32 protein-coding genes and 1 pseudogene are annotated in these 24,495 nt (G+C 72.1%); 15 read left to right on the forward strand and 18 right to left on the reverse strand.

Annotated elements, in window-relative coordinates; all coding sequences use genetic code 11:
- The first annotated feature begins 72 nt into the window (after window positions 1–72).
- Window positions 73–981, forward strand: coding sequence for an NAD(P)-dependent oxidoreductase (locus ACWDXC_RS06945; RefSeq protein WP_449978898.1), 909 nt, complete (start codon window positions 73–75; stop codon window positions 979–981).
- Entirely contained in the window at window positions 978–1,166 is a 189-nt protein-coding gene (locus tag ACWDXC_RS06950) for a hypothetical protein (RefSeq protein WP_449978900.1), read from the forward strand. The genes ACWDXC_RS06945 and ACWDXC_RS06950 overlap by 4 nt, the downstream gene beginning before the upstream one ends.
- Before the next feature lie 20 nt (window positions 1,167–1,186).
- Here the strand turns inward: ACWDXC_RS06950 and ACWDXC_RS06955 are convergent, their stop codons facing one another.
- The gene (locus ACWDXC_RS06955) at window positions 1,187–2,353 is read right to left on the reverse strand and encodes a PQQ-dependent sugar dehydrogenase (protein ID WP_449978903.1); all 1,167 of its coding nucleotides are present in this window, start codon (window positions 2,351–2,353) and stop codon (window positions 1,187–1,189) included.
- A 14-nt stretch (window positions 2,354–2,367) separates the two neighbouring features.
- The gene (locus ACWDXC_RS06960; protein WP_449978906.1) at window positions 2,368–3,105 is read right to left on the reverse strand and encodes an SDR family oxidoreductase; all 738 of its coding nucleotides are present in this window, start codon (window positions 3,103–3,105) and stop codon (window positions 2,368–2,370) included.
- An 87-nt stretch (window positions 3,106–3,192) separates the two neighbouring features.
- Here ACWDXC_RS06960 and ACWDXC_RS06965 point away from each other — a divergent pair, with 87 nt between their 5' ends.
- The 3 genes and pseudogenes from ACWDXC_RS06965 to ACWDXC_RS06975 form a co-directional block, all read left to right on the forward strand.
- The gene (locus ACWDXC_RS06965) at window positions 3,193–3,807 is read left to right on the forward strand and encodes a TetR/AcrR family transcriptional regulator C-terminal ligand-binding domain-containing protein (RefSeq protein ID WP_449978909.1); all 615 of its coding nucleotides are present in this window, start codon (window positions 3,193–3,195) and stop codon (window positions 3,805–3,807) included.
- 123 nt (window positions 3,808–3,930) lie between these two features.
- Window positions 3,931–4,248 (forward strand): YidH family protein, encoded by a 318-nt coding sequence (locus ACWDXC_RS06970; RefSeq protein WP_308125685.1) that lies wholly within the window; start codon window positions 3,931–3,933, stop codon window positions 4,246–4,248.
- Between the two features lies 1 nt (window position 4,249).
- Window positions 4,250–4,459, forward strand: a pseudogene (locus ACWDXC_RS06975) (DUF202 domain-containing protein); the annotation flags it as partial.
- A gap of 201 nt (window positions 4,460–4,660) precedes the next feature.
- Here the strand turns inward: ACWDXC_RS06975 and ACWDXC_RS06980 are convergent.
- The 3 genes from ACWDXC_RS06980 to ACWDXC_RS06990 all read right to left on the reverse strand — a co-directional run bounded on the left by ACWDXC_RS06980 (window position 4,661) and on the right by ACWDXC_RS06990 (window position 7,036).
- Window positions 4,661–5,596: a sulfite exporter TauE/SafE family protein gene (locus ACWDXC_RS06980; RefSeq protein ID WP_449978912.1), complete on the reverse strand. Its 936-nt coding sequence runs from the start codon at window positions 5,594–5,596 to the stop codon at window positions 4,661–4,663.
- Window positions 5,597–5,815: 219 nt separating this feature from the next.
- Window positions 5,816–6,373: a hypothetical protein gene (locus ACWDXC_RS06985; protein WP_449978915.1), complete on the reverse strand. Its 558-nt coding sequence runs from the start codon at window positions 6,371–6,373 to the stop codon at window positions 5,816–5,818.
- 39 nt (window positions 6,374–6,412) lie between these two features.
- Window positions 6,413–7,036, reverse strand: a complete 624-nt coding sequence (locus ACWDXC_RS06990) for a TetR/AcrR family transcriptional regulator (protein ID WP_449978918.1) — start codon at window positions 7,034–7,036, stop codon at window positions 6,413–6,415.
- 67 nt (window positions 7,037–7,103) lie between these two features.
- Here ACWDXC_RS06990 and ACWDXC_RS06995 point away from each other — a divergent pair, with 67 nt between their 5' ends.
- Window positions 7,104–8,276: an alpha/beta hydrolase gene (locus tag ACWDXC_RS06995; protein ID WP_449978921.1), complete on the forward strand. Its 1,173-nt coding sequence runs from the start codon at window positions 7,104–7,106 to the stop codon at window positions 8,274–8,276.
- On the opposite strand, the gene ACWDXC_RS07000 is transcribed toward ACWDXC_RS06995, so the two are convergent.
- The 5 genes from ACWDXC_RS07000 to ACWDXC_RS07020 form a co-directional block, all read right to left on the reverse strand.
- Window positions 8,277–8,897 carry a response regulator gene (locus ACWDXC_RS07000; RefSeq protein WP_449978924.1) on the reverse strand — a complete coding sequence of 207 codons (621 nt, stop codon included), beginning with the start codon at window positions 8,895–8,897 and terminating at the stop codon, window positions 8,277–8,279.
- On the reverse strand, window positions 8,894–10,102 hold the full coding sequence (locus tag ACWDXC_RS07005) for a sensor histidine kinase (protein WP_449978927.1): 1,209 nt from the start codon (window positions 10,100–10,102) through the stop codon (window positions 8,894–8,896). The genes ACWDXC_RS07000 and ACWDXC_RS07005 overlap by 4 nt, the downstream gene beginning before the upstream one ends.
- 36 nt (window positions 10,103–10,138) lie before the next feature.
- Entirely contained in the window at window positions 10,139–11,959 is a 1,821-nt protein-coding gene (locus ACWDXC_RS07010) for a hypothetical protein (protein WP_449978930.1), read from the reverse strand.
- Window positions 11,944–12,711, reverse strand: a complete 768-nt coding sequence (locus tag ACWDXC_RS07015) for an ABC transporter ATP-binding protein (protein ID WP_449978932.1) — start codon at window positions 12,709–12,711, stop codon at window positions 11,944–11,946. Before ACWDXC_RS07015 ends, ACWDXC_RS07010 begins: the two co-directional genes overlap by 16 nt.
- A 98-nt stretch (window positions 12,712–12,809) precedes the next feature.
- On the reverse strand, window positions 12,810–14,084 hold the full coding sequence (locus ACWDXC_RS07020; RefSeq protein WP_449978934.1) for a tetratricopeptide repeat protein: 1,275 nt from the start codon (window positions 14,082–14,084) through the stop codon (window positions 12,810–12,812).
- 117 nt (window positions 14,085–14,201) lie between these two features.
- Between ACWDXC_RS07020 and ACWDXC_RS07025 the strand changes: the two genes are divergently transcribed.
- On the forward strand, window positions 14,202–14,810 hold the full coding sequence (locus ACWDXC_RS07025; protein ID WP_449978937.1) for a hypothetical protein: 609 nt from the start codon (window positions 14,202–14,204) through the stop codon (window positions 14,808–14,810).
- On the opposite strand, the gene ACWDXC_RS07030 is transcribed toward ACWDXC_RS07025, so the two are convergent.
- Window positions 14,794–15,081 carry a HesB/IscA family protein gene (locus ACWDXC_RS07030; protein WP_449978939.1) on the reverse strand — a complete coding sequence of 96 codons (288 nt, stop codon included), beginning with the start codon at window positions 15,079–15,081 and terminating at the stop codon, window positions 14,794–14,796. The two genes, ACWDXC_RS07025 and ACWDXC_RS07030, sit on opposite strands and share 17 nt — an antisense overlap.
- Window positions 15,082–15,394: 313 nt before the next feature.
- Between ACWDXC_RS07030 and ACWDXC_RS07035 the strand changes: the two genes are divergently transcribed.
- On the forward strand, window positions 15,395–15,883 hold the full coding sequence (locus ACWDXC_RS07035) for an HXXEE domain-containing protein (RefSeq protein WP_449978942.1): 489 nt from the start codon (window positions 15,395–15,397) through the stop codon (window positions 15,881–15,883).
- Window positions 15,884–15,889: 6 nt separating this feature from the next.
- Here the strand turns inward: ACWDXC_RS07035 and ACWDXC_RS07040 are convergent, their stop codons facing one another.
- Complete coding sequence (locus ACWDXC_RS07040) at window positions 15,890–16,507, reverse strand: helix-turn-helix domain-containing protein (RefSeq protein ID WP_449978944.1); 618 nt, start codon at window positions 16,505–16,507, stop codon at window positions 15,890–15,892.
- 68 nt (window positions 16,508–16,575) lie between these two features.
- Here ACWDXC_RS07040 and ACWDXC_RS07045 point away from each other — a divergent pair, with 68 nt between their 5' ends.
- Window positions 16,576–17,340, forward strand: a complete 765-nt coding sequence (locus ACWDXC_RS07045; protein WP_449978946.1) for an SDR family NAD(P)-dependent oxidoreductase — start codon at window positions 16,576–16,578, stop codon at window positions 17,338–17,340.
- 16 nt (window positions 17,341–17,356) lie between these two features.
- On the opposite strand, the gene ACWDXC_RS07050 is transcribed toward ACWDXC_RS07045, so the two are convergent.
- Both ACWDXC_RS07050 and ACWDXC_RS07055 read right to left on the reverse strand, forming a co-directional pair.
- Entirely contained in the window at window positions 17,357–18,517 is a 1,161-nt protein-coding gene (locus ACWDXC_RS07050) for an alpha/beta hydrolase (RefSeq protein WP_449978949.1), read from the reverse strand.
- A gap of 56 nt (window positions 18,518–18,573) precedes the next feature.
- Window positions 18,574–18,729, reverse strand: coding sequence for a hypothetical protein (locus ACWDXC_RS07055; RefSeq protein WP_449978951.1), 156 nt, complete (start codon window positions 18,727–18,729; stop codon window positions 18,574–18,576).
- Window positions 18,730–18,819: 90 nt separating this feature from the next.
- Here ACWDXC_RS07055 and ACWDXC_RS07060 point away from each other — a divergent pair, with 90 nt between their 5' ends.
- Entirely contained in the window at window positions 18,820–18,966 is a 147-nt protein-coding gene (locus ACWDXC_RS07060; protein WP_364174066.1) for a hypothetical protein, read from the forward strand.
- A 5-nt stretch (window positions 18,967–18,971) separates the two neighbouring features.
- Here ACWDXC_RS07060 and ACWDXC_RS07065 read toward each other — a convergent pair whose 3' ends face one another.
- Window positions 18,972–19,454: a carboxymuconolactone decarboxylase family protein gene (locus ACWDXC_RS07065; protein ID WP_449978954.1), complete on the reverse strand. Its 483-nt coding sequence runs from the start codon at window positions 19,452–19,454 to the stop codon at window positions 18,972–18,974.
- A gap of 109 nt (window positions 19,455–19,563) precedes the next feature.
- Between ACWDXC_RS07065 and ACWDXC_RS07070 the strand changes: the two genes are divergently transcribed.
- The 3 genes from ACWDXC_RS07070 (at window position 19,564) to ACWDXC_RS07080 (ending at window position 20,681) form a co-directional block, all read left to right on the forward strand.
- Window positions 19,564–19,794, forward strand: coding sequence for an aromatic-ring hydroxylase C-terminal domain-containing protein (locus ACWDXC_RS07070; protein WP_449978957.1), 231 nt, complete (start codon window positions 19,564–19,566; stop codon window positions 19,792–19,794).
- Window positions 19,795–19,861: 67 nt separating this feature from the next.
- The gene (locus ACWDXC_RS07075) at window positions 19,862–20,176 is read left to right on the forward strand and encodes a hypothetical protein (protein ID WP_449978960.1); all 315 of its coding nucleotides are present in this window, start codon (window positions 19,862–19,864) and stop codon (window positions 20,174–20,176) included.
- A 70-nt stretch (window positions 20,177–20,246) separates the two neighbouring features.
- On the forward strand, window positions 20,247–20,681 hold the full coding sequence (locus tag ACWDXC_RS07080) for a hypothetical protein (RefSeq protein ID WP_449978963.1): 435 nt from the start codon (window positions 20,247–20,249) through the stop codon (window positions 20,679–20,681).
- A 66-nt stretch (window positions 20,682–20,747) separates the two neighbouring features.
- Here ACWDXC_RS07080 and ACWDXC_RS07085 read toward each other — a convergent pair whose 3' ends face one another.
- The 3 genes from ACWDXC_RS07085 to ACWDXC_RS07095 all read right to left on the reverse strand — a co-directional run bounded on the left by ACWDXC_RS07085 (window position 20,748) and on the right by ACWDXC_RS07095 (window position 22,768).
- Complete coding sequence (locus tag ACWDXC_RS07085; protein ID WP_449978965.1) at window positions 20,748–21,242, reverse strand: GNAT family N-acetyltransferase; 495 nt, start codon at window positions 21,240–21,242, stop codon at window positions 20,748–20,750.
- A gap of 197 nt (window positions 21,243–21,439) precedes the next feature.
- Window positions 21,440–22,288: a hypothetical protein gene (locus ACWDXC_RS07090; RefSeq protein WP_449978968.1), complete on the reverse strand. Its 849-nt coding sequence runs from the start codon at window positions 22,286–22,288 to the stop codon at window positions 21,440–21,442.
- A gap of 39 nt (window positions 22,289–22,327) precedes the next feature.
- On the reverse strand, window positions 22,328–22,768 hold the full coding sequence (locus ACWDXC_RS07095; protein WP_449978969.1) for a MerR family transcriptional regulator: 441 nt from the start codon (window positions 22,766–22,768) through the stop codon (window positions 22,328–22,330).
- A 70-nt stretch (window positions 22,769–22,838) separates the two neighbouring features.
- On the opposite strand from ACWDXC_RS07095, the gene ACWDXC_RS07100 reads away from it, so the two are divergent.
- Both ACWDXC_RS07100 and ACWDXC_RS07105 read left to right on the forward strand, forming a co-directional pair.
- Window positions 22,839–23,465, forward strand: coding sequence for a class I SAM-dependent methyltransferase (locus ACWDXC_RS07100; protein ID WP_449978972.1), 627 nt, complete (start codon window positions 22,839–22,841; stop codon window positions 23,463–23,465).
- Between the two features lie 256 nt (window positions 23,466–23,721).
- Window positions 23,722–24,342 (forward strand): dihydrofolate reductase family protein, encoded by a 621-nt coding sequence (locus ACWDXC_RS07105; protein ID WP_449978974.1) that lies wholly within the window; start codon window positions 23,722–23,724, stop codon window positions 24,340–24,342.
- Window positions 24,343–24,495 lie beyond the last annotated feature (153 nt).

A 24,495-nucleotide genomic window follows, 5' to 3' on the forward strand; every position in this document is an offset into this window, starting at 1 on the left:
ACGGCGGGCTACAGTGCTCCGTGTGGGGAGTGACTCCGTCGACCACGTCCTGGCGCACCCTGTGAGGCCCAGATGAACGCCCTGGCCTGGGTCGGAACGGGTGCCATGGGCGCCCGCATGGCGCGCCGGCTCCTCGACGCCGGCCACGACCTCACCGTGTGGAACCGCACCCCGGAGCGCACCGGCGCCCTCGCCGCCGCCGGGGCACGCGTGGCCGCCACGCCCGCCGACGCGGCGCGGCGGGCCGAAGCGGTCTTCCTGATGCCGTCCGACCCCGCCGCGCTCCAGGCGGTGACCGAGGGACCCACCGGCGTCGCGGCGGGCGTGCGGGAAGGCGCGGTCGTGGTGGACCTGTCCACCACGGGCCCGCCCGCGCTCGCCCGGCTGCGGGCCGCGCTGCCACCCGGGGTCGAGCTGCTGGACGTGCCCGTGCTGGGCAGCCTGGCCGAAGCCGAGTCCGGCACGCTCACGCTGCTCGCCGGCGGTCCCGCCGAGACCGTCGAGCGGTTACGGGAGCCGCTGTCGGCCCTGGGAGAGCTGGTCCACCTCGGCGCCGGGGGCACCGGCGCCGCTGCCAAACTGGTCGCCAACTTCGCGCTGCTGGGCACGGTCGCCCTGCTCGGCGAGACGCTGGCGGTCGCCGACGGGCTCGGGCTGCCCCGCGAGGCCACCTGGCGCGCCCTCGGCCACACCCCGCTCGCCGCCCAGGCCGCCCGGCGGCGGCCCGCGATCGAGTCAGGCTCGTTCCCGCCGCGCTTCGCCCTGTCCCTGGCCGCCAAGGACGCCGCCCTGGTCGTCGCGGCGGCCGGCGACGTGAGCACGGACGCGCGGCTCGCCCGCGCGGTGCACGCCTGGCTGGCCGACGCCGCCGCGGCTGGGCTGGGCGCGCTGGACTACACCGCGCTGCTGCGCCACATCACCGCACGCGCCGCCGACCTCCCGGACCCGATGCCGCCCGATCCGGCCGGGGAGCGTACGTGACGGGTGGGGCGGTCGTGTTCGACCTTGACGGCACCCTGGTCGACACCATGACCGTGGTGCCCGCCGCGTACGCCGACACCGGCCGCTCGGCGTCTTCACCGGCGCCACGCGGCGCGGACCTGTCCGCCGGCCCGTACCCCGGCCCGGTGGCCCGGCACCCGAGAGACGTGCCGGCCCTGCTCTGAGGACGCTGGCACCGGCTCTGTCAGGGTTCGCGCACCTCGACGCGGAGAATACGGTCGTCGCCCGGGCGCGGGGCGGTGCCGCCCCAGGTGGCGCGGTCGGTGTTCGACGTGATGAGCCAGAGGGCTCCGTCGGGGGCCACCTCGACGGTGCGGATCCGCCCGTACTCGCCGGCGAAGTGGTCGATCGGCTCGGCCGTCGCGGCGCCGCCGTCGACGGGAAGCTGCCAGAGCCGCCGGCCGCCCAGCGCGCCGATCCACAGCGACCCCCCGGCGTACGCGACGCCGGAAGGGCTCGCCTCGTTGGGATGGATCGTGGCGATCGGAGCCTGCCCGGTGGACCCGGCGATCCCCTCGGTCTCCGGCCACCCGTAGTCCGCGCCCGCGCGGAGGACGTTCACCTCGTCCCAGGTGCGATGACCGAGCTCCGACGCGTACGGGGTGCCGTCGGGCCCGAACGCGATGCCCTGGACGTTGCGGTGGCCGCTGGAGTAGATCGGCGACGAGCCCGGATTGTCCTCGGGTACGGAGCCGTCGACGGCGATGCGCAGGATCTTGCCGTTGAGCGAGTCGTCGGCGGCGGCGTTCCCGGGCTCGAAGGCGTCACCAGTGCCGATCCACAGGTGCCCGTCCGGCCCGACGGCGATGCGGCCGCCGTGGTGCCGGTCGGCGGTCCGGATGCCGTCGAGCAGCACCCGGTCGACGGCGAGGGAACCGTAGTCGCCGGCGATGGTGAGCGCGACGATGCGGTTCTGGTCCTGCCCGGAGACGGAGGCGTACACGGTGCGGTCGGCCGCGAACCCGGGGGAGACGGCGATGCCGAGCAGCCCGCCTTCCGAGCTCACGTGCACGCCGGGGACGACGCCGACCGTACGCGGGTCGCCGCCCTTCGCGGGGATGCGGACGATCTCGCCGGAGATCCGCTCCGAGACGAGCGCCGACCCGTCGGGCAGGAAGGCGAGCCCCCAGGGGGCCTCCAGCCCCGTCGTCAGCTCGACCGGCTCACCGAGGGTCGCGACCGGACCGGCCGGCGCGGTGCCCGGGGGCGCGGACGGGGAGGGCCCGGAGGGGGAGGGCCCGGATGGGGAGGGCGCGGTCACCGGCTCGTCGGGCGGGCCCGAACACCCGCTCAGCGCGACGGCGAGCGAGGCCGCGACGGCCGCCGCGCGTGATCGTGAGCGCCGGGTCACCGGCCGTTTCGTGCTCAAGCCGCGCCGCCGTTGACGTGGAGAACCTGGCCGTTCACCCAGCGCGCGGGCCCCGCGAGGAAGGCGACGGCCTCCGCGACGTCCTCCGGTGCGCCGAGCCGGCCCATCGGGTTCATGGAGGCGATCCGGTCGATCGTCTCCTGGCTCTTGCCCTCGAAGAACAGCGGCGTCGCGGTGGGGCCGGGCGCGATGGCGTTGACCGTGATGTCCCGGCCGCGCAGCTCGCGCGCGAGGATCAGCGTCAGCGCCTCGACGGCTCCCTTGGACGCGGCGTAGGCGCCGTAGCCCGGGATCTGCAGCCGGGTGACCGACGTGGAAAAGTTGATGATCGCGCCCCCGTCGCGCAGGCGCCGGGCGGCGAGCCGGTCGACGACGAACGTCCCGCGGACGTTGGTGCGCTGGACGCGGTCGAAGGTGTCGAGATCCATCTGGGCCACGGGCGCGAGCGGCATGATGCCCGCGGTGTGGACGACGACGTCGAGTCCGCCGAACTCGCGATCCGCGACGTCGAACACCGCGGCCATCGCGTTCTCGTCCGCCACGTCCCCACCGGCGACGGCCGCGCGGCCCCCGGCGCGGGTGACCGCCTTCGCCGTCTCCTCGGCGCGGTCCCTGCTGCCCGCGTAGTGCACCACGACGGCGAAGCCGTCGGCGGCCAGGCGCTCCGCGCTCACCCTGCCGATGCCGCCCGATCCGCCGGTGACGAGCGCGACGCGCTCTGTGCTGTTCACCATGTCATGCGCCTTCGCTAGGATATGAACGAGTTGTTCACATATGACGGTAGCACCGAAATGAACAGATAGTCCATAAGTGGAGTGACGATGTCCGAGAGCGTTGCCGACCGACGCGGCCGAGGCCGCCGCCCCGCCGCGGAGGTGCGCGCCGCGGTGCTCACGGCGGCCGGGCGCATCCTGTTGCGAGACGGCATGCAGGCGGTCACGTTCGACCGCGTGGCGATGGAGGCGGGATCGAGCAAGACGACTCTGTACAAGTGGTGGCCGTCGCCGGGCGCGCTCGCGGCCGAGGCGTACTTCACCCATAGCCGGCGGACGCTGGACTTTCCCGACACCGGGGACGTGCGCGCTGATCTGATCACCCAGCTCGGCGCGTTCGTCCGGTGGCTGAAGGACGAAGGGGCGGAGAAACCCGTGTCCGAGATCGTCGGCGCGGCCCAGATGGACGCGAGCCTCGCCCGGGCGTGGTCGGAGAGTTACGCGCTGCCCCGGCGCGAGCTCGCCCGGGAACGGCTGCGCATCGCGCAGCGGGACGGTCAGCTGCGCGAGGACGCGGACCTGGACGTCATCGTGGACCAGCTGTGGGGCGCCTGCTACCACCGGCTGCTCGTGCTCCGGGTGCCCTTCGACGAGTCGATCGTCGAGCGCCTGGTCGACCATGCGCTCTACGGGGCGGCGCCGCGCTCGGCGGGTGCGGGGTGATCACCGCGGCGAGGAAGGCACTTTACAAAAGACATCGGAGAGTTATCGTCTGATTACGTGGAGAATCGTGATTCTGGTCAGCCTCCCATGGGAGGAGAGGGCGCGGGCGGTTCGGAGCCCGATGTGCGCTTCACCTTCGCCAACGAACGCACGATGCTGGCGTGGAACCGGACCGCGCTCGCCCTGGTCGTCGCGGGCCTCGCGATCGTCCAGTTACTGCCGCCGTTCGCCGGGTTACCGGGGGGCCGGCGGCTGCTGGCGCTTCCCCTGATCCTTCTCGGCGCACTCCTGCCGGGCGGGGCGTACCTGGAGTGGCGCCGCAACCAGCGCGCGCTGCGCCATGGCCGCCCGCTGCCGAGCTCGCCGCTGCCCCGGATCCTGGTCCTCGTCCTCATGTGCGTGGCGGTGGCCGCCGGCGTCCTCGCGCTGAGGCAGGGCTGACATGGCAGGTTCCGCTCCCTGTGACGGCGGGACCGAGGCCTCGGGGCCGGACCCGGGCCTGGCGCGCGAACGCACCCACCTGGCCTGGATCCGCACCGGCATGTCGTTGATCGCGTTGTGCGTCACCCTGCTCAAGGCGGCTCCCCTGCTGGGCGTGGTGGCCCTGGCCGTCGGCGTGCTGGCGTGGACCATCGGCCGCGTGGCGCACTCCACGGGACGGCGGCCGGCTCGCGGGCGCCGGCCGCTGAAGCCGCTGACCGTGCTGGTCACGCTGGTGGGCGTGGCCGGGATGCTGCTGGCGGTCAACCCGGGCGGGCAGCAGCCGCCGGTCAGGCCCACGCACTCGACGTATCGCGGTGCCGGCGTCGTCCAGCCCGGCCATGCTCGTCAGCCGCGATCCGCCCCGGCGCCGTCAGGCCGACGAGCTCTCCACGGCGTCCCGCTCCTCGGCCGCCCGCCTCCGGAGCGGCACGCCGTACCGGCGATGGATCACCAGCCATACGGTCAGCGTGGCGGCGACGGCCGCCAGGACGACCGCGGTCATGGCGGCCGGGCCGAGGCCGGCCATCTTCGCGGCGGAGGCCAGCAGCAGGAAGGTCAGAAGCAGGCGCAGCGGCCCGGCGGGGGCGCGTGAGGAGATGCGCGCCCCGAGGTAGATGCCGGGAAGGGAGCCGGCCAGCAGGGCCGTGGTGATCTCCAGCCTGAAGTCACCGAACAGCAGGTGACCGATCGCGGCGGAGATCACCAGCGGTACGGCCTGCAGCAGGTCGGTGCCGACCAGCTGGTTGGCCTTGAGCATCGGATAGAGCGCCACGAGCGCGACGATGATCAGCGAGCCGGAGCCCACCGACGTGATGCCGACGACGAGCCCGCCGAGCGCGCCGACGGCGGCGGTGGGGACAGGCCGCACCCGGAGCGGAGCGGTGCTCCGGGCACGGCGCCCGGCGGGCGCGCCGCCACCGCTGCGGCCGACCCTGTCGAGGGCGGCCCTGTAGCTGCGGTGCGCCAGCGTGGCGGCGGCGATGAGCAGCGCCGCCGCCATGGCGATCTCGATCACGTCGTGGACGCGCTCGCCGTCCCCCAGGGCCCTGGCGACCAGCACCCCGCCGAACGCGGCGGGCACCGAGCCCGCGCACAGCCAGGCCACCAGCCGCAGATCGATGGTCCCTCGGCGGTAGTGCACCGCGCTGCCGACCGGCTTCATCACCGCGGCGGCCACCAGGTCACTGGAGACCGCCGCCATGGGTGACACGCCGAAGAACGTCACCAGCATGGGCGTCATCAGCGCGCCTCCTCCCATGCCGGTGAGCCCGATCATCAGGGCCACCGCAAAAGCGCCGAATGCCATGGCGAAATCGAATTGCACAGCAGTGTCCTTCGCTCGCGGGAGGGGACGAATGTCGGGAGGCGGCCGCCGTATTCGGTCTGCCCCTGGCGTTGATTTGGCTAACTGAAATGAGAAAACGCTAATCAGTGCCGACCGGCGAACGCCGCCATTGCTGCCGTCCAATGATTTATGGAGGTTTTTGCCCCGAGCGGCTCGTGAGCGAATGGCCCTGGGGCCCCGTCAGCCCGGAAGCGCGTCCAACTCGTCGGCCCTGCGCAGATCCTTGGGGCGGCCCAGGGCGCGACGCATCCGGATCAGGTCCTCCCGGCAGACGTAGCGGACCACCAGGCCGTCCGGGCCGGCCGCGACGACCGCGCGGTCGAGGCAGTCCCCGACCTGGAGGCCGCCCCAGGCCAGCGCCGGGGTGCAGCAGTCGCCGTCGGCTCCGGCCGAGGTGAACTGCGTTTTGGGCCGGAGCAGGGAATCCGGGCGGGTCGGCAGGGGCCTGCCGCTCTCGTCCATGAGCCGGGCGCCGACGGCGGCGAGTGCGGCCGTCAGGGCGGGGGCGTGGGCCGGGTCGCCGTCCCAGAGCAGGTCCAGGTCGCGGGTCGGTTCGGTGGAGCCGTGCATGATGCCGGCGACCTGCCCGATGACGACGGCCCGGGCGCCGTGGCGGTGGAGGGCTTCGAGCAGGGGGAACGGGTCGAATGCGGGGGCGTCGTCCGTGCCTGCCAGGTCACGGGCGCGCCGGGTGGCGGCGCGGAGCCTTTCCAGCGGTGTGTTGATCACCCGTGCCATCCAACACCCACCCGGCCCGCGGCGTCGAAGGCGGCCTCTTCAGGACGGCGGCGCCGGGCTGCTCGCGCTGCCGGTGACGAGGCGCACCGCGGTGTCGACGGCGGCGAGGTGATCCCGGTGGACGCCGCCGGGGTGCATCAGGATGGACCACATCAGCCCGTCCATGATCGCCAGGACGAGCTGGGCGAGCGCGTCGTGGTCCTGTCCTGGTCGCAGTTCGCCGACGGACTCGGCGTACGCGAAGACGGCGCGCAGGTTGCCGCGCGCCTCGCGGTTCAGCTCGTCGATCACCGCGGCGAACTCCGGGTGCACGGCGGCCCTGGCGTAGAAGGCGGCCCAGATGCGCGCCTCGCCCTCGCGCCGGGCGTCCAGGGGGAGCAGCTCCAGCAGGGTGGCGCGCAGGGCGTCGGGGAACGGCATCCCGGCCGGTCCCAGGCGGATGTGCCGGATGCGTTCCCGTTCCGCCTCGACGACGGTGCGCAGGGCGAAGTGCAGCATCTCGTCCTTGGTGCTGAAGTAGCGCTGCACCGCGCCCACGGAGCAGCCCGCCTCGGCCGCCACCGTGCGGACGCTGACGGCCTCCAGGCCTTCGCGTTCGGTGATCCGGAGCAGGGCGGCCGTCACGTGGCGACGGCGTTCATCATGATCGACGACTTTGGGCACGCCTCCAGTGTCGCGCATTCCCGCTTTCCGGGTACAGTCGTATTCGATCCTGTGAAGCGAGGCGCGCATGGCCGATCGGAGCGAGAAGAGACGACCGTGGGGGCGCCGCCTTGCGATGGCGGGCGCGGCGCTGGCCGCCGTCATCCTGCTGCCCGCGGCCGCCACGGCGCTGCTGCCGATGCCCAGCCTGGAGCTGTGGGCGATCGGGCTGCTGGTGCTGGAGTTCAGCCTGGTCTTCGCGGTGATCGCGGTGGTCGGCGTCGTGCTCGCGTGGCTCGCCGCACGACGACCCGCCGGACGCCGGGTCGCGGCCGTGCTCGCCGTGGTCAACGCGGCGATGCTCGTCGCCGCTCTCCTCCCGGCGGTCTCCGCGTGGGGGACGGCTCGCGCGTACGGGGTGCCGCTCAGCCTGGCCGGATACCTCGACGGGCTGTCCACCTCCGCCGGGCGCGGCCCCGACGAGACGGTCCGCTACGCCCGCGCCGGGGGCGAGGACCTGATGCTCGACGTGTGGCGGCCCGAGGCGGCGCCCGGGGCCGGACGGCTTCCCGTCGTGGTCAACGTGCACGGCGGGGCGCAGGACGCGCCGCAGAGCCCGTTCCCCCGGTGGGACGCCTGGCTGGCCGACTCGGGGTACGTCGTGTTCGACGTGGACTACCGCTTCTTCCGGCCGTACGACTGGAAGTCCTCGCCCGGCGACGTCAAGTGCGCGCTCGGGTGGGTGGTGCGCAACGCCGAGCGGTACGGCGCCGACCCGGCGCGCATCACGCTGATGGGCCAGTCGGCCGGCGGCTACCTGTCCATGCTCGCCGCCTACACCACGGCCGCCGAGCTGCCGCCGTCCTGCGACGTCCCCGAGGTGAGACCGGATGCGGTCATCGCCTGGTGCGCGCCGGGGGACGCGACCGCCGAGGTGCCCTCGCCGTTCCGGCTGTCGGAGACGGTACGGCGGCAGCTCGCCGAGGAGACGTGGCCGCTGGCCGACGAGGACTGGACGCGCGCGTCGCCGAGCACGTACCTCCGGCCCGGGCTGCCGCGGACGCTGCTGATCCAGGGCGGCCGCGACATCCTCCAGACCGCCGGGCACACCAGGGACTTCGCCGCCCGCCTCGCCCGGGCCGGGGTGCGGCACGAACTCGTGGAGATCCCGTACGCGGACCACCAGTTCGACCTGGTCTGGGGCGGTTTCGGCAGCCAGATCGCCCGGCACGTCGTACGGGACTTCCTGAACGCGGGCTGACTAGCCGAGCAGGCCGCGGCGGTAGCCCTCGCCGACGGCGGCGGCGCGGTCGCGGACGCCGAGCTTGTCGTAGATGTGCAGCAGGTGGGTCTTGATGCTGGCCTCGCTGATGAAGAGCTTGGCGGCCGCCTGGCGGTTGGTGGCGCCGTCGGCGACGAGGGTGAGGACCTGGAGTTCGCGGTCGGTGAGCGCGGCCTTGGCCGGCCGGCGTACCTGGCCCATCAGGCGGCCGGCGACCGAGGGGGACAGGACCGGCTCGCCCGCCGCGGCGGCGCGGACGGCGCGCAGGAGCTCGTCGGTGGGGGCGTCCTTGAGGAGGTAGCCGGTGGCGCCGGCTTCGATGGCGGGCAGGACGTCGGAGTCGCCGTCGAAGGTGGTCAGCACGAGGGTCTTGATGTGCGGGTGGGAGCGGCGCAGGGCGGTGATGGCGCTGACGCCGTCCATCTCGGGCATGCGCAGGTCCATGAGGACGATGTCCACCCCGAGCGCGGCGGCGCGTTCGACGCCTTCGCGGCCGTTGGCGGCCTCGCCGGCGACGTCGATGTCCGGTTCGGCGTCGAAGGCCGCGCGCAGGCCGTCGCGGACGATGGGGTGGTCGTCCACGATGAGGAGGCGGATCATCGCCGGTCCCCCTGGATGGCGGGGACGGTGGCGCTGACGGCGGTGCCCTCGCCGGGCGTGGTCTCGAATTCGAGGGAGCCGCCGACGCCGCGTACGCGTTGTCTCATGCTGCTGAGTCCGAATCCTTCGCTGTTGGGGTGGTGGATGCCGGTGCCGTTGTCGCGGATGTCGAGGAGCACGACCGGTCCGGTGTAGGAGAGGGTGAGGCCGGCGCGGGTGGCGCCCGAGTGTTTGGCGACGTTGGTGAGGGCTTCCTGCGCGACGCGGAACAGGGTCACCTCGATGGCGGGGCTGAGGGGGGCGCGGTCGCCGGTGACCTCGACGTGGAGGTCGACGCCGGTGCTCTCGGACCAGCCGCGGGCCAGGGTGGTCATGGCCTCGGGCAGGTGGGCGTCCTCGAGCTGGTGGGGCTGGAGGGCGGAGACGGAGCGGCGCGCCTCGGTCAGGCTGTCCTGGGCGAGGGTGAGCGCGCGGGCGATGTGGGCGTCGGAATCCTCGACGCGCTGGGCGGCGCGGAGCTGGGTGATGATGCCGGTGAGGCCCTGCGCGAGGGTGTCGTGGATTTCGCGCGCCATGCGCTGGCGCTCGTCGAGTATCCCGGCCTGGTGGGCCTGGGCCAGGAGCTGGGCGTGGAGGTCGGCGTTCTCCGCCATGGCGGTCTGCAGGTCGCTGGCGGCCTTCCGGTACTTGCGCTGCCGCTCCTCGATCTTGAGGCCGGCGATGGAGCCGCCGCCGATGGCGATGGTCTGCACGGCGATGATCACCAGGTGGAAGGCGATGAGCTGGACGGTGGCCTGGCTCCAGTCGAGCGTCGACCCGTACAGGATGCAGGAGGTGGTGGCGACGGCGGCGAAGGTCCACCTGGAGGGCGCGAAGTGGGCGGCGAGGAAGAAGCCAGAGATGCAGTAGATGACGAAGATGGGGTCGTGGAAGGTCAGCAGCGCGGCGGTGGCCAGGACGCCGAGGAAGTGGACGGTGACGTGAATCCTGCGCCGGCGCACGGCGGCGGGGAGAAGGGTGCGGGTCCCGACGATCCAGGCGAGGGCCAGGGCTGCGAGCCCGAGGGTGCGGGCGATCCCGCCTGGAGGCTGGTCGGGGGAGGCCAGGCTGATGACGAGGGAGACGGCGAGGGTGACGTAGGGGACGATCTCGACGGCGTTCTCGAAGCGTCGTTCCCAAGGGGAGAGCGGGAAGGGGTCGTTCATCCGGAGCATGCCCTCCTCTCGGGAAACGTACGGATATCAGCTGGTAGTGGCCGTTGAGGATGAGCTTAGGCGCATGGGGATCAGGAAGGCGTAGCCGTACATGAGCAACCCTGTGGCGATCATGGCGATGATCGTGGGCCACTGCCACATCGCCGGGAGATGAAGGGCGAGGAACCACGAGGGGCCCTCGACGCCGAAGATCTTCATGAACAGGGGCGCCACCCCCTGGGGGAACAGGGGAAGCCAGGCGATGAGGTGGCAGATCATGACGCCGATGCGGTGCTGGACGGGGAGGTCCGCGGTGGTGGGCTTGTCGGGCGTGGGCGCCGGACCGTGCTTCATGAGGTTGAGCAGCTCGATCCCCCGGGATTCGAGCCTGCGGTAGGCGATCCTGCCGAATCCCCACATGCTGAGGGCGCCGGTCAGCAGACCGGTGGCGATGCCGGCCAGCGGGTGATACAGGATGGCGCCGGCCGCGGGCAGGGCGGTGGTGGGGACCGCGATGAGCACGAGCCAGGCGATGCCGGTCTCGGCGGATTCGTCGGCGCCGGTGCTGAGCGGGTTGCCGCCGCGCTTGTGCGGGTCGGTGCCGGGGACGAGCGAGGTGACGCCGAGCAGGACGATGAGCCCGGCGCCGCCGCCGAGGAGGGCGGGGAGCAGGCCGAGCACCCACGGCCAGGCCCAGCTCTCGCCGCTGACGAGCGTGCCGGCCAGGGAGAGGAGCACCGCGGGCGGCCCGACGGCGAGAAGCCAGGCGAGCTGGCGTCCGCGGACGTCGGAGCGTTCCGCGCCCGGGGTCATGAGGGTGAGCCAGAGGGCGGTCCCGTCGGCGCCGTAGAGGTTGGCCGAGGACGAGGCGGCCATCACGACCGCGATGAGCCCGGTGAACGGGACCATGATCCACGCGTCGATGGCGAGAAGCAGGAGAGGCGTGACGATCGCGTAGGAGAAGGCGGTGGCGAGGAGCTGGATGCGGACGAGGTCGCGCCACCAGGCGCGCAGTTCCTTGGCGGCGGTGATCCGGGCGCCGCTGGTGGTGGCGGGGAGGGGCCGGGGCGTGCCGCGGCGGGACGGCACACCGCCGCGCACGGCTGAGACGACACGCCGCGACAGCAGCCGGGCCCAGACGGCCAGGAGGAGGCCGATCACGCCGGCGCCCGCGACGAGGATGGCGAGGGCGAGGGGCCACGAGGCTTCGACGGCGGCCACGCCCCATCCGGACGGCAGGACGCGGAAGACGGTCTCGAACCACGCGGCGGTGTCGGTGCCGCCCAGAGCCGCCGCGAGCGCCCAGCCGTTGCTGCACAGGGCGATGGCGGTGCCGATCAGCACGCCGACGGCGGTCGCCGTGAGCCGGGACCTGACGAACAGCCCGATGAGCGCCACGAAGACGCGGGAGATCATCACCATGATGATCAGCGTGGTGACCGCGGCCACCAGGCCGACGAGCACTCCGACCGGGCCGAAGCGCCACCCGTACACGGGCAGGGACATCAGGGCGAGGAGGTTGACCGCGGGCGCGGGACCGGCGAACGCCCCGGCGAGCAGCGCCACCGCGACCTGGCGCGGTGTGGCCGGGAGCATGGAGAAGTACTCGGGGCGGAGCGCCTCGCTGCCGCCTCCGAAGAGGAGGGGGCCGAAGATCCAGCCGGAGAGCCAGCCGGCCAGAGTGAGAGACAGATAGACGGGCCACAGGACGGCGACGGCGATCGTTCCGATGGCCAGGAGCACCCCGAGCGAGACGCCGGCGGTGAGGTTGGAGGCGTCGTCACCGCGCAGGGAGTTGCGCATGATCGCCAGCCGCATGCGGACCATGTGCTGGGCGGCCACCGGGGCGGGGGTCAGGAGGTGAGCCATGCCAGCCCCTCCGCTCCTCCGGTGCGGGCGCCGACGAGATCGACGAAGGCGTCGTCCAGGCTTCCGCCGCCGCGCACGTCGGCCAGCGGCCCGGCGGCCACGACGCGGCCGCCGGAGATGACGCCCACGTGGTCGCAGAGCTGTTCGACGAGGGCCATGACGTGGCTGGAGATGATCACCGAGCCGCCGTTGCCCGCGAACCTGCGCAGAATGGTCCTGATCGTGGCCGCGGAGACGGGGTCCACGGCCTCGAAGGGCTCGTCCAGGACGAGCAGGCGGGGCGCGTGCAGGAGGGCGATGGCCAGGCCGATCTTCTTGCGCATGCCGGTGGAGTACTCGATGACCAGGGTCCGCTCCGCGGAGTCGAGCTCCAGGACCCCGAGCAGCTCGTCGGCGCGCTCGGCGACGACGGCCGGCTCCATGCCCCGCAGCAGCCCGAGGTAGGTGAGCACCTCACGGCCGGTGAGCCGTTCCGGCATGGCGTTGCCGTCGGGCAGCACGCCGATCAGCTCCTTGGCGCGCACGGTGTCACGCCAGACGTCGACGCCGAAGATCTCGGCGCTGCCGGCGTCGGGGCGCAGCAGGCCGACGGACATGGCCAGGGTGGTGGTCTTGCCGGAGCCGTTGGGCCCGACCAGACCGTAGAACGATCCGGCGGGCACGGTGAGGTGGACGTCGTCGACGGCCACGTGGTCGCCGAAGACCTTGCGGAGTCCGGTGGTGCGGAGAGCGGGCTCCCGGGTGGTTGGCATGACTTGAGCTTCGCCCGGATGCCGGGGCGGCGGATCGTCCGGGCGGAGAGCGGGGCGGTGGATCCCGGCATCAACCGATCGGTTGATGCCGGGCCCGTTCACGGTGCGGCGCGGCTCTGGGCGACGTAGGCGGTCATGCCGGTGAAGTCGAGGGTGACGTGGTAGGGCTTGAAGAAGCTGTGCGAGAAGCTTGCGTGCACGTCGAAGCCCTCTCGGCCGAGCGCAGGACGGTCGTCGGCGTAGCAGTAGACGTCGTGGGCGGCGGCGTTGCCGAGGCGGACCTCCTCCGGGTAGCAGGGGTGGCTGACGACCGGCTGCCCACCGGCGAAAGCCTCCACCGGGCGGTCGTGGTCGGTACGGATCCGCAACCGTTCGACCGTGTCCGCGGGCATGCTCACGCCCATCTCGCCGGTCCCGCCGAGGTTCAGGGCCACCACGCGCGGGCCGGAGCCGGCGGCGCCGGTGACGCTGCCCCGGGTGAACAGCAGGTGCTCGGGGGCCAGCCACAGCGGCAGCGGCTCGGCGCCGGACCGTACGGCGGCGGCGCGGGCCGCCCTGGCCGTTTCGGGGGTCCTGCGGCGCAGGATCAGCGACCGGCCGGCGTAGTCGACGGTGGTCACGAAGTGGTACAGGATCCACGTGCCGATCAGTCCGTCGCGGATGCCCGGGCCGTCGTCGTCCGACCAGCCCACGGGGATGTTGCGCAGCTCGATGCCGCCCAGCTGGAAGGAGTCCAGGATCCCGGACCAGATCGTCATGGTCCTGCCCTCGTACTCCAGCTTGTCCTCGGTCACGGCGCGGATCCCGGCGTCCTTCGCCGCCTTCTGCGACACGCCCAGTTGCGCGACGCGCGTGTAGAAGGACAGGTTGATCGGCGGTCCGCCGTTGAGCGACGCCTGCAGCATCGGCGCCGGGTCGAGCTGCCGCCACGGCACCCGGCCGACGTCGCCGTGGATCTGGTACGGCTCGCCGCGGAACGCCGCGAACAACGTGGCGTAGCCTTCCTCGCCGGCGGCCCGCCATCGCGGCACAGCGAGAGAGAATTTGTCCTGCCGGGTGAAACAGTCGGCCAGGAAATGGTTGGCTTCCTTGTCGCCGGGCGCCAGCTCGACGGCTCTCCTGAGATATTTCTCCGCGTCGCGGAACTGGTTGGACAGCAGCGCGACATAACCGCGCCGGCGGGCCGCGTGCACATTCTCCGGGTCTTTCTTCAGCATTTCCTCGTACGCGCGGCCGGCCCTTTCGAACTCCCCGGCCCGGAACAGCGCGTCCGCGTCACCGCCGCCCGCCAGTGGCGCGGTCACCGCAGCACCGGCCAGTACGGCGGCGCCCCGCAGCAGCGAACGCCGGTCCCATTCTCGGCCATTGCGCAAGGCATTCTCCTTTTTCGTTTCAGGCCCCTTCACTATCGACCGGCCTTGTGCGCGCCGGGTCAGCGCCGTGTCATCGTCATGTCACGGCGCACGCCGCACCGCTTGTAGCCTTGCGTCGTGACCGGCGAACTGTTGCGCGAACAGAGGGAGCTGCAAGCCGCGGCGGACGCCGCCTATGACGATCTCGGCCTGGCCGCGGCCCTCGGGAAGATCGGCGCGCCGGTGCGGGTGGGCAGCGCGGCGCTCGGCCTGATGGTCACCCGCGACCTCGACATCGACGTCACCTGCGCGGCACTCGACGAGCACACCATCGCGGACATCTCACGCCTCGGCGCCGGCCTCGTCCTGCACCCCCGGGTACGCCAGGTGCAGATCCGCGACGACACGGGCGCGTGGAACGTCGATCCGCTCTATCCCGACGGGGTCTATCTCGGCGTGCACTACCGGGCCCCGGACGGCAACGACTGGAACCTGGACATCTGGTTCATCGACCAGCCCGACCGCCAGCCCAGCACCGTCCACCTGCGGACGCTGCGACCCCGTCTCACCGACGAGAGCCGGGCCGCGATCCTGCTGATCAAACGTGCCCTGGCGGCTCGGGGCGGGCCGCGTGTCAGCAGCTACGACATCTACACGGCGGTCCTGGACGACGGGGTCCGCACGCTCGACGAGTTCGACAGGCGCGGGACGGGCTCGCCTGGGCCGTGCTTCACGCCTGGGGAATGATCCGGAAGGACGGGCGGTCGTCCTCCATCTCCGCGTCGAGGGTCTTGTCGTCCAGGAACGAGGCGGCGCTCGGTTCGAGATACACCCGTACGCCCTCCGCCTCGAGGATCTGATCCTCCGGGTGCGGGCCGCCCGAGACCGACAGCTCCAGAGATCTGTCGGAGCCGTTGGTGGAGGAGGCCGCGATGCGCAGCCCGGTGTCCGGCGGAGTTTCGGGTTGTGTGGTCAGATCGCGGATCGCCGCGACCGCGTCGGTGGTCAGCGTGAGCACGGCCACTCCTCCCGGGTTGTCCGCTCGCTACTGCTTCTGAAGCCCTGCCCGCGCTGGGGAGGCCAATAACCCCAAGTGGGGGCAAATGGTGTCAATTACGACACGTCCGTCGTGCCGGGCGAGAACGCGAGCCGCCGCCTCCTCGACGCGCCGGCGGGTCTCCCGGGCGCGCTGCTGACGCGGCGTCTTCCTGGGGCGATGGGGCGAGCGGGCGGGGGGCGTCGGACGCCTCCAGAAGCGAGTACAAAAAGCCAGGGATTCCTCATAGTCTAGCCGCCCAGCTCAGCAAACCCCCAGGAGGTATCCCGTGGCCATGTCCGCTGTGAACGAAGGCTCGCGCGAGGTCGCGCCGATCGGCGGCGTCCTTCCCTTCCTGCTGCCGTTCGGCGTCTACGTCGTGCACACGCTGGAGGAACTGCCCGGCTTCGCGGCTTGGGCCACCCGGCACTTCGGCCCGGAGACCACCGGCATGTTCGCCGCCTACCACATCCCGCTCGTCCTGCTGGTCCTGGCGACCTCCTGGCGGGCCATGCGTCAGGGCCGGCGCGGCGGGTGGGTGGTGCTGGCGACCGCCTTCCAGTGGCAGTTCGCCATGAACGCCCTGTTCCACCTCGGCACGTGGATCGCCCTCGGCGAATACTCGCCGGGAGCCGTCACCGCCAGTGTGGTCTCCCTCCCCGCGACAGCCGTCTACCTGGCCTGGATCAGGCGCGAAGGACGGGCGGACACCCGGGAGATCGCCCTGGCCCTCCTGCTGGGGACGCTCATCGCCGCCGCGGCGGTCGGCTTCCTGTTCCTGTGAGGCCGGTCATCGTGCTGGGCTGACGACGTCGTCGCCGAAGACGGCCGCGAGGGCCCTGCCGATCAGGGCGGGCAGATCGGTCCGCCCGTCGTCCTCGGCCCAGCGCACCATCGCCGTGTGCAGGGCGGCCAGGCAGGCGCTCGCCGCCGCCTGGGCCCGGAACGCCGCGTCGGGGTCGGCGGCGTCGTCCGCCAGGGCGCCGATGATGGTCTGCTGGAGGGCGTACTGGTTGTCCAGGTGCCTGGCCCGCAGGGCGGGCGTGGAGATCATGAGCTGGAGGCGGGCGAGCAGGAACTGCCGGTCCGCTGCCATGTCGTCGCCGGTCAGGGCCGTGGCAGCGTCGACGAGCGCGCCGCCGATGCGGCGGACCAGGGGCCGGCCGGCGGGTGACGCGGCGATCCGCTCGGCGATGAGCCTGCCGTGCTCGTCGACGAGCACGAGGTCTTCCTTGGTGGGGAAGTGCCGGTAGACGGTCATGGGCGAGACGCCGGCCGCCTCGGCGACGTCGTTCATGGTCGTGGCGTCGTAGCCGCGTTCGCTGAACAGCCGTATCGCGTGCCCCTGGATCGTGCGCCGCGTCTGGGCCCGTCGTCGTGCTCGCAGGGTTGAGTGCTGCTCCGGCATGTGTTAGACACTACCATCGTGATAGTCACTACCAAATCGGTAGTCACTAACAGTCAGGAGTGGTGGACATGAGCGATCTCACCGGCAGGACGGCCTTGGTGACCGGCGCCTCGCGCGGCATCGGCCAGGCGATCGCGACCCGGCTGGCGGGCAGGGGAGCGATGGTGATCGTGCACTACGGCACGGACGCGGACGGCGCGACGGCGACGGCCGGCCGGATCGAGCGCGACGGCGGGACCGCCGTGACCGTCCGGGCCGAGCTGGGCGTGGACGGCGACGTCGACGAGCTCTTCGCGGGAGTCGAGGCGGCTCTGGCCGGGCGGCCCCTCGACATCGTGGTCAACAACGCGGCCGCGCAGCCCGCCGGTCCGCTCGGCGCCACGACGCGGGCCGAGTTCGACCACCTGTTCGCCGTGAACGTGCGGGCGCCGTACTTCATCATCCAGCGCGCCCTGCCCCTGATGCGTGACGGCGGCCGGATCGTCACGATCTCGTCCGTCGCGACCCGCATGGCCAACCCCGCCCAGACGTCGTTCGCCATGACCAAGGGCGCGATCGAGACCATGAGCCTGACCCTGGCCAACGAGCTCGGCGTCCGGGGCATCACCGTGAACGCCGTCGCCCCCGGCGCCACCCGGACCCCCGCCAACGCTGCCGTCTTCGACGCGCCCGGCCTGGCCGGCTTCATCGCCGGATCCACGGCCCTCGACCGCCTCGGCAGCGCCGACGACGTCGCCGACGTGGTCGCCTTCCTCGCCTCCGACGCCGCCCGCTGGATCACCGGCCAGGTCGTCGACGCCAGCGGCGGCCTGTTCCTGGGACCGCGCGCCTGACCTCGCCGCGCCGGCCTCAGGCGCTTCCGGCCAGCATGAGGTTCATCAGCGGGCCGGCCAGCGCCGCCTTGCCCCGGCCGGGGAGGGCGGCCAGGCGAGCCGTCCGCGCGGGCAGCAGACGCAGGTCCTCCTCCGTCACCGTGCGGGCGACGGCCAGCGCCGCGGCGGGATGGTTGTCCAGGATGCTGTGCGCCAGCCCGTCGAAGGGCACCAGCACGCCGTGGGGAGTCAGCTCGCTGATCCGCTGCGCGACGGCCGGTACGGACCGCAGGTCCCTGGCTCCGGACACCACGGCGACAGGCCAGGTGAAGCTCCGCAGAGCGGCGGGCGCGTCGACGGGCTCGCCGGTGAAGGCGGGGAACCGGCCGGCGATGGAGGCGTACGGCAGGGCGGGGTCCAGGGGCAGGCCGTCCGGCTTCAGCGCGTAGGCCTCACGGAAGTTGATCACCCCGGCGAGGTCGAACTCCATCACGTACGGGCGCACCCGGGTCATCTCGCCGGTGACCAGGGCGGCCAGCCGGTCCCAGAGCCCGCGCCTGCCCTTGCCCACCGCCATGAGCAGCTTGGACAGCAGCGGAACCCCGCCGAGCTCGTAGGCGAGCGGGACCACGACGGCCGTGTCCTCGTCCGTGACCCTGCCCGACTCCACCAGGGCGCGCAGCGCCGCCGCCACGCCCCTGGTCCCGGGCTCGTCGCCGTCCCACAGCAGCCTTCGCAGGTACGCCCGGCAGAGGTCGAAGTCGTCGACCGAGGCGTAGGTGGAGTCGAGCACCATGCCGGACACGCGCTCCGGGTGGGTGGCGCCGAGCACCTGCGCGAGGTAGCCACCGTAGGAGGTGCCGTAGACGACGGCCCGGTCCACGGCGCACGCGTCGAGCACCGCCACCAGGTCCTCGACCGCCGCGGTGACGGTGAGATCCTCCCACCGCAGATCCGTGCCGGTACGGTCACGCCGGGAGAAGCCAACGCCCCGGTGCTCGACCATGATCACGTCGAATCCCCGGTGGGCGGCCAGGCGCCTGAGCCGGCGATACGGGACGACCGAGCCCAGCCCCGGTCCTCCCGGGATCACCAGCAGCGGCGTCGCCCCCCGCCGCCCCGAGCGCACGTAGGCCAGATCGAGGCTGCCCCGCGGGACACGCCTGACGCCGTGGGGCCGATCAGCGCGGATCTTCATGGCCCTCATGAAAGACCTTGACGTTACGTCAAGGTCAAGAGCTCCGCGCCCCGGGCTCAGACGGGCGGGTCCGTGGGCCCGGTGAGGCCGTGGAGGAGCAGGTCGGCGACCAGGCGCATCCTCGACCCCGGCGCCCCAGAGCCGGCGTACGCGGGCCTGTGCTCGGCCTCCGGCGTGGCCGACGGCCCCGGCGTCGAGCCCGGGACGTTCAACCTCGTCTCCTGGCCCGCGCGCTCGAGCGCGCCGACGTCCCCGACGCCCTGGCCGACTACGCCCGGCGGCGGCGGGCCCGTATCGCCAAGATGGTCAGGTCCGCCGCCGCCAACCGCGACGCCAAGATCGCCGGTCCCGTCGCCCGCCGGCTGCGCAACCTCCTCATGCCGGTGGCCCTACGGCACTTCTACGAACGCGGCACCTCCTGGCTGTACACCCACGACGTCACCGCGTAGGGGCGCTACTGCCGCCACTGCTCCGCCGGTGACACGCCGGGCAGGGGCTTGCCGATGAGGGCGAGCGGGAGGAAGAAGCAGACCTGGCCGATGGCCATGATGAGCGTGGCCAGAGCCTGGTCGTCGTAGTGCTCGGACGCCCTCGCGTACAGCTCGTCGGGGACGCGCTCGCCGGCCGGGTTCGGCGTGAGCACGGCTTCGACCAGCTCCAGCGCGACGCGCTCGGCGTCGGTGAAGTAGGGCGCGTCGCGCCAGGAGGCCACGGCGGTGATGCTCTCCTCGGCGGCGCCGGCCTTGCGGAGGTTGCCGGTGTGCAGGACCGTCAGGTACGTGCTGCCGGCGAGCTGACCGGCGCGCAGCTGGACCAGGCTGATGGTCGTCTGCGGGATGGTGCCGTTGCCGGTGGCCTTGAACAGGGCGCCGCCGATGTCCTTGAGCTCGGGGACGAGCACGGCGGGGTTCGGCAGACGCGACTGGGTGGTGGTCACGGGGTTGTCCCTTCTCGGTTCCAATGCTGGATCACTGCTGCACTGACGGAGCGCAGGGGACGAAGGTGACCGCTCGGCCTAAAAATGTGCGCGCGGGAGGCGGGACAGGATGGTCGCCCTGCTGACCGGCACCCGCGCCCCCGACCGCGGCGGCATCCCGTACCGGCTCCCGGCCGGTTTCGCCGGCATCCGCGCCGTCCTCGTCCGCCCTGACGGGTACATCGCCTGGGCGAGCGCCGGCCCCGGCCCCGCCGACAGTCTCACCGCGACCCTCGCCCCACCCACCGGGCGTGAGCATGGTTCAGCCGGTCACCATGACATACCGACGACATACCGCTGATCTCTACGTTGATGTTCATGCCTGGCGGCCGAAGTGCGCCACCGGGCGTTACGAAAAGGAGGGCATCATGCTCGGACGTAAGGTCGGCACGCTGGCCGCAGGGCTCATGACGGCGACCGTGCTGATCGGGGGACAGGGGCCGGCCGTGGCGTCCACCAGCGCCTCGGCGGCGGCGGCCTGCCTGAGCGTCGTGGACTGGTACGACGAGAAGATCAGCCAGTACGTGAAGGTCAAGAACACCTGCTCAGGTACGAAATCCTACTGCGTGGACATCAACAACTGGCCGGACAAGGGCGCCTTCACGATCGCCGGCAACACGACGAAGTCGCAGCGGTACGCCGGGATCGCCGCCCCTACGGGCCGGGGAATCTACTCCTGCTAGTCGCCGGGATTCCTCCACGGCACAGCGGAACTAAAGTCGATCCAAAGCGGTCATCCGTAGCTTCATCCGCATGACTCTTCGACGCATCATCAGCATCGCCGCCGCCGGAGCGACCGCCGCCGCTCTCGGCCTCGCGATGGCGCCCGCCGCAAGCGCGGACGACGCCGGCGACTGCAACTACGGCAACGTCTGCTTCTACAGCGGCTCCGGCCTGACCGGCACGCTCAAGCTGGAGAAGGCGGGCAACTGGAGCGGCAACGTCTCGGGCATCCGCTCCTTCTTCAACAACGGCGCGCCCGAGCCGAACGGCGCCGACCACGTCATCGTCACCTACCAGTACCACACCGACAGCGGCAGCGGCCCCGAGCTCAGCAGCAAGCAGCGCAAGTGCCTGCACTACGGCCGCGCCGACGCCGGTTCGATGCCGGGCGGCTGGCGCAACTGGGGCTCGGTGGTCACCAACATCGAGTGGGTGAACCGCTGGCACAGCCTGTGCGGCGGCTGATCAGCCATCTGGGGGATGCAGGCGAGACCCCGCCGGCAGGCGCCGGCGGGGTCTCGCTCAATCGCTCTACCGGCCCTGGTCAGGGGCGGTGAACGAGATCCACACGTCCGGGGGGACGGCCGCGGGCTCCTCCTTCCAGGCGTCACCGGCGATCTCCGTGGCGACACGACGCCAGAACGCCGCGCCCGCCGTGTTGGCCTCCTGGAAGGCGATCCTCCAGGGTCCCGGATGCCGGGAGATCACCTCTCGCACGACTTCCATCCCGACCCCGGAACGGCGCGCGCCGCGTACCACGAAGAAGCTGTTGAGCACGCGCGCCGGGCCGGACAGCGCGCGCACGAACGCGAACCCGACGGGCCGGTCCCCGCTGGTGAACAGGTACGCCGCCCACTCGTCGTCCTCGAGCGCCGTGCGCAACCGGTCGCTGTGATAGGTGCCGTCAGGGCTGGGCAGCCCGCCCTGGAAGTCCGCCATGTCGTGGCGGAACATGAGCCAGAGGCGTTCGATGATGGGGCGGTCCGCGGCGTTGATGGGCCGCACGGTTGCCTTGATAGTGGTCATACATAGACCTTCCGGCCGGAATCAACATCCGACCGGAAAGCAGACACTAGCAGATTCGATCATGGCCCGACCAACGCGGCCGGACCATGACGGACGTGCCTTGGGGGAGATGGCGGCTGGTGCTGGTGATCCCGCTGTGCCTGCTCCTCGTCCCCGGCATGAGCCATCTGCGCGGCACCCGTACGCCGAGGAGAACGTCATGACCGCACGCGAAGCGGCCGGACGGCGACCGAGTCGGCGGAGAGCGTCACCTCGATGGTGATGCGGGGATTGTCCGGCCGTGGGAGCTGCAGCCCGCGCTCGAACTCCTCTGCGTCGTCCGGCATCGCCTTCGGCTGGATCGTGACCTTGACCTGGCCGGTCTCCTCATCCGTGCGCGAGGTCATCGTGGCCACCTCGGGCCGGGAACGGAGCCAGCTGACGACCGTGTCGTGGGCCTGCTGGAGGTCGGCGGACGAGAATCCCTTGCCGCCGATCAGCGTGACCTCCGTGGGAAGGGTCCTGGCCAGCTCGATCGCGCGAGCCGGGACGCGCCCCTTGAAGCCGATGCGCAGCCCTCGGTGGTCGTCGACGTACCTGATGCCGGAGAGCTCGCCGGGGAACTCCTTGTGGAGCTTGTCGAGCACCCGGTTGTTGGCCGTCTGTGAGCCGAAGCGGTCGATGGCCTCCTCGTAGGAGATGCCCTGCGATCTGGCGACGTTCACGAGGTCGACCAGTTCGGCGTAGGGGATGCCGTCGATCGTCACGTCCGGCTCGGTCACCGCGGGGTCGTACCCGTCGAAGTCGGTCGGTTTGGGCGACGAGGTGGCGGCCAGCCGGGTCGCGTACCGTTTGACGACCTCCTCCAGGGGGCGGCCCGACGACGCCGCCTCTCGTTCGAGCCGTTCCAGGGTGGGCCGATGAGGTGCGGGCTGATCGGCCCTCGGTAACACGATCGTCTCGGTCCCGGCCGCCGTGGGCGCCGCGCCGGCCGCGCCGGCACCGGGTTGACCGCAGGCGCACAACGCCGCGAGCAGCGCGATGACGGTCCAACGTGATCCCTTCATATCTGAGGGACGCGCCGGCGGCCTGAAGGGTTCAGCCGGTCAGGGATGTGAGTGGATCTCGTCGTGAGCCTCTTCGAGCGAGGATCCCGCCAGGACCGCCGCGATCCCGCCGGTGAAGTTGGCGCACGCGAAGAGGTCCTCGTGCGGGCAGGCCAGGCCGTGGGCGATGGCGGTGCGCGCCACCTGGGCCTGGGCGATCCGCTGGTCCAGCTCGGCGAGCTTGCGCCGGTAGAGCTCGCGCCACCCGTCGTCGGCCGGTGCGCGTGAGGCGACGAACGCCCTGATCTCCCGCAGCGTGAAACCGGCGTCGCGCAGCAGCAGGACCACGCCGACCAGCTCGACCGCCGACGGCGGGTAACGCCGCCGGCCCGAGATCCGGGCCGGCGCCGGCAGGAGGCCGAACTCCTCCCAGTAGCGCAGGGCGGAGGTGGCGACACCCGTGCGGCTCGCCAGCTCGCCGATCGTCAACTGCTCGCCCATTGACTTCAAGCATACTTGAAGCCGTTGACTGGCGATCATGCGAACAGCGGATACGTCTCTCAAGCAGCGCGTGATCAGATACCTGGTGGGCCAGGCCCATCGTCCCCGGGGCGTCGTCGGGTGGGCGACGAGCTGGATGTTCGCCCTTCGCCCCTCCAACCGGCGGCGCAACAGGTGGGCGGTGTCGCTGCTGGACGTGCGGCCCACCGACCGGGTGCTGGAGATCGGGTTCGGTCCCGGCATCGCCATCGCCGAGCTCGCCCGCCGGGCCACCCACGGCCAGGTCTTCGGCGTCGACCACTCCCGGACCATGGTCCGGCAGGCCGCCCGCCGCAACGCCGCCGCCGTCCGCGCCCGCCGGGTGCGCCTCACGCAGGCCTCCGTGGAGCGGCTGCCGAACTTCGGCGACCCGCTCGACGCCGTCCTCGCCGTCAACTCCGCGGGGTTCTGGCCGAAGCCGGTGGAGCGGCTCGCCGAGCTGCGCCGCCTGCTCCGCCCCGGAGGCCGCATCGCGCTCGTCAGCCAGCCGCGCAGCCCGGGCGCCAACCGGGACACCACGGCCCGGGCCGCCCAGGAGCTCCAGGACCTGCTCACCCGGGCCGGCTTCACCCGCCTCCGGGTCGAGACCCTCGACCTCGACCCGCCCGTCGCCTGCGTGCTCGCCGAAACCCCGGCGGGCACCGGCCGTCACCCATGACGGCCGCGGCTCGCCGTACGAGGTCGACCAGGGGAGGGACGCCGCGCGGGCGGATGATCCGCCACTCCACGCCCGCGACCGCGCCCAGCTCGTGATCGCCGGCTACCGGTCCGGCCTCGCCACGGTCACCGCGGAGTGAGAAACCCGGCGATCCAGAGAAACGTCCCTGTCGGATCGGGCCGGGCTGTTCGTTGAAGGTGTGAGAGGGCGTCCACGAGGGATGTCCCCAGGGTCGAGAAAGAGAAGGACGAAGAGCATGAAGCTGACGACCATCACGAACGTATCCGTCGACGGCGTGATGCAGGGACTCGGGCAGTCGGACGAGGACCGCAGGGGCGGGTTCGAGCGCGGCGGCTGGGCCCTGCCGTTGTTCGACGGTGAGGCCGAGGCGTTCCTCGGGCAGATCTACCAGCGTGCCGACGCGTTCCTGTTCGGCCGGCGGACGTACGAGATCTTCGCCGGCTCCTGGGGCGTGATGCCGGATCCGGAGAGCAACCCCATCGGCGGTCCCCTGCACGCGCGGCCCAAGTACGTGGCCTCGACCACGCTCACCGACCCCGGATGGGCGGGCACGACCGTCCTGTCCGGCGACGCCGTGGACGCCGTGCGGAAGCTGAAGGCCGGGCGGGACGGTGAGCTGCAGGTGCACGGCAGCGGCGCGCTGGTCCGCCGGCTGCTCGACGAGGGTCTGGTCGACGAGATCACCCTGTTCACCTATCCCGTGGTCGTCGGCCAGGGCACGCGGCTGTTCCCCGCCACGGGCCCGGACCTGGCGCTGGACCTGGTCGGCTTCCGGGCGTTCGCGAGCGGCATCACGTGCCAGGTCTACCGCCCCGCCGGGCGCCCGCGGTACGCCGGCCCGGACCTCACGGCCTAGCCGGCCCTGGCGCCTGGCCGGCCACCACGTGCCGGCCCCCGGAGATTTGGCCCGTTTTCTGGCGGACATTCTACGTTCACCATCTGTTGTGACATCCGACGTTGGACGTAGGATGTCTTCTCCCCCAGCTACTCCAGCCAGAAGGGCGAAGAC

The organism is Nonomuraea sp. NPDC003214, assembly GCF_053590035.1.

Bases quoted from the DNA above. Each gene is read 5' to 3' on its own strand.
- ACWDXC_RS07000 (WP_449978924.1), bottom strand. From the start codon at position 8,897: ATGATCCGCCTCCTCATCGTGGACGACCACCCCATCGTCCGCGACGGC.
- ACWDXC_RS07015 (WP_449978932.1), bottom strand. From the start codon at position 12,711: ATGCCAACCACCCGGGAGCCCGCTCTCCGCACCACCGGACTCCGCAAG.
- ACWDXC_RS06945 (WP_449978898.1), top strand. From the start codon at position 73: ATGAACGCCCTGGCCTGGGTCGGAACGGGTGCCATGGGCGCCCGCATG.
- ACWDXC_RS06995 (WP_449978921.1), top strand. From the start codon at position 7,104: ATGGCCGATCGGAGCGAGAAGAGACGACCGTGGGGGCGCCGCCTTGCG.
- ACWDXC_RS07080 (WP_449978963.1), top strand. From the start codon at position 20,247: ATGACTCTTCGACGCATCATCAGCATCGCCGCCGCCGGAGCGACCGCC.
- ACWDXC_RS07070 (WP_449978957.1), top strand. From the start codon at position 19,564: ATGGTCGCCCTGCTGACCGGCACCCGCGCCCCCGACCGCGGCGGCATC.
- ACWDXC_RS07060 (WP_364174066.1), top strand. From the start codon at position 18,820: ATGGTCAGGTCCGCCGCCGCCAACCGCGACGCCAAGATCGCCGGTCCC.
- ACWDXC_RS07010 (WP_449978930.1), bottom strand. From the start codon at position 11,959: ATGGCTCACCTCCTGACCCCCGCCCCGGTGGCCGCCCAGCACATGGTC.
- ACWDXC_RS06960 (WP_449978906.1), bottom strand. From the start codon at position 3,105: ATGGTGAACAGCACAGAGCGCGTCGCGCTCGTCACCGGCGGATCGGGC.
- ACWDXC_RS07050 (WP_449978949.1), bottom strand. From the start codon at position 18,517: ATGAAGATCCGCGCTGATCGGCCCCACGGCGTCAGGCGTGTCCCGCGG.
- ACWDXC_RS07090 (WP_449978968.1), bottom strand. From the start codon at position 22,288: ATGAAGGGATCACGTTGGACCGTCATCGCGCTGCTCGCGGCGTTGTGC.
- ACWDXC_RS07085 (WP_449978965.1), bottom strand. From the start codon at position 21,242: ATGACCACTATCAAGGCAACCGTGCGGCCCATCAACGCCGCGGACCGC.
- ACWDXC_RS06985 (WP_449978915.1), bottom strand. From the start codon at position 6,373: ATGGCACGGGTGATCAACACACCGCTGGAAAGGCTCCGCGCCGCCACC.
- ACWDXC_RS07005 (WP_449978927.1), bottom strand. From the start codon at position 10,102: ATGAACGACCCCTTCCCGCTCTCCCCTTGGGAACGACGCTTCGAGAAC.
- ACWDXC_RS07040 (WP_449978944.1), bottom strand. From the start codon at position 16,507: ATGCCGGAGCAGCACTCAACCCTGCGAGCACGACGACGGGCCCAGACG.
- ACWDXC_RS07045 (WP_449978946.1), top strand. From the start codon at position 16,576: ATGAGCGATCTCACCGGCAGGACGGCCTTGGTGACCGGCGCCTCGCGC.
- ACWDXC_RS07075 (WP_449978960.1), top strand. From the start codon at position 19,862: ATGCTCGGACGTAAGGTCGGCACGCTGGCCGCAGGGCTCATGACGGCG.
- ACWDXC_RS07105 (WP_449978974.1), top strand. From the start codon at position 23,722: ATGAAGCTGACGACCATCACGAACGTATCCGTCGACGGCGTGATGCAG.
- ACWDXC_RS07095 (WP_449978969.1), bottom strand. From the start codon at position 22,768: ATGGGCGAGCAGTTGACGATCGGCGAGCTGGCGAGCCGCACGGGTGTC.
- ACWDXC_RS06965 (WP_449978909.1), top strand. From the start codon at position 3,193: ATGTCCGAGAGCGTTGCCGACCGACGCGGCCGAGGCCGCCGCCCCGCC.
- ACWDXC_RS07035 (WP_449978942.1), top strand. From the start codon at position 15,395: ATGTCCGCTGTGAACGAAGGCTCGCGCGAGGTCGCGCCGATCGGCGGC.
- ACWDXC_RS06980 (WP_449978912.1), bottom strand. From the start codon at position 5,596: ATGGCATTCGGCGCTTTTGCGGTGGCCCTGATGATCGGGCTCACCGGC.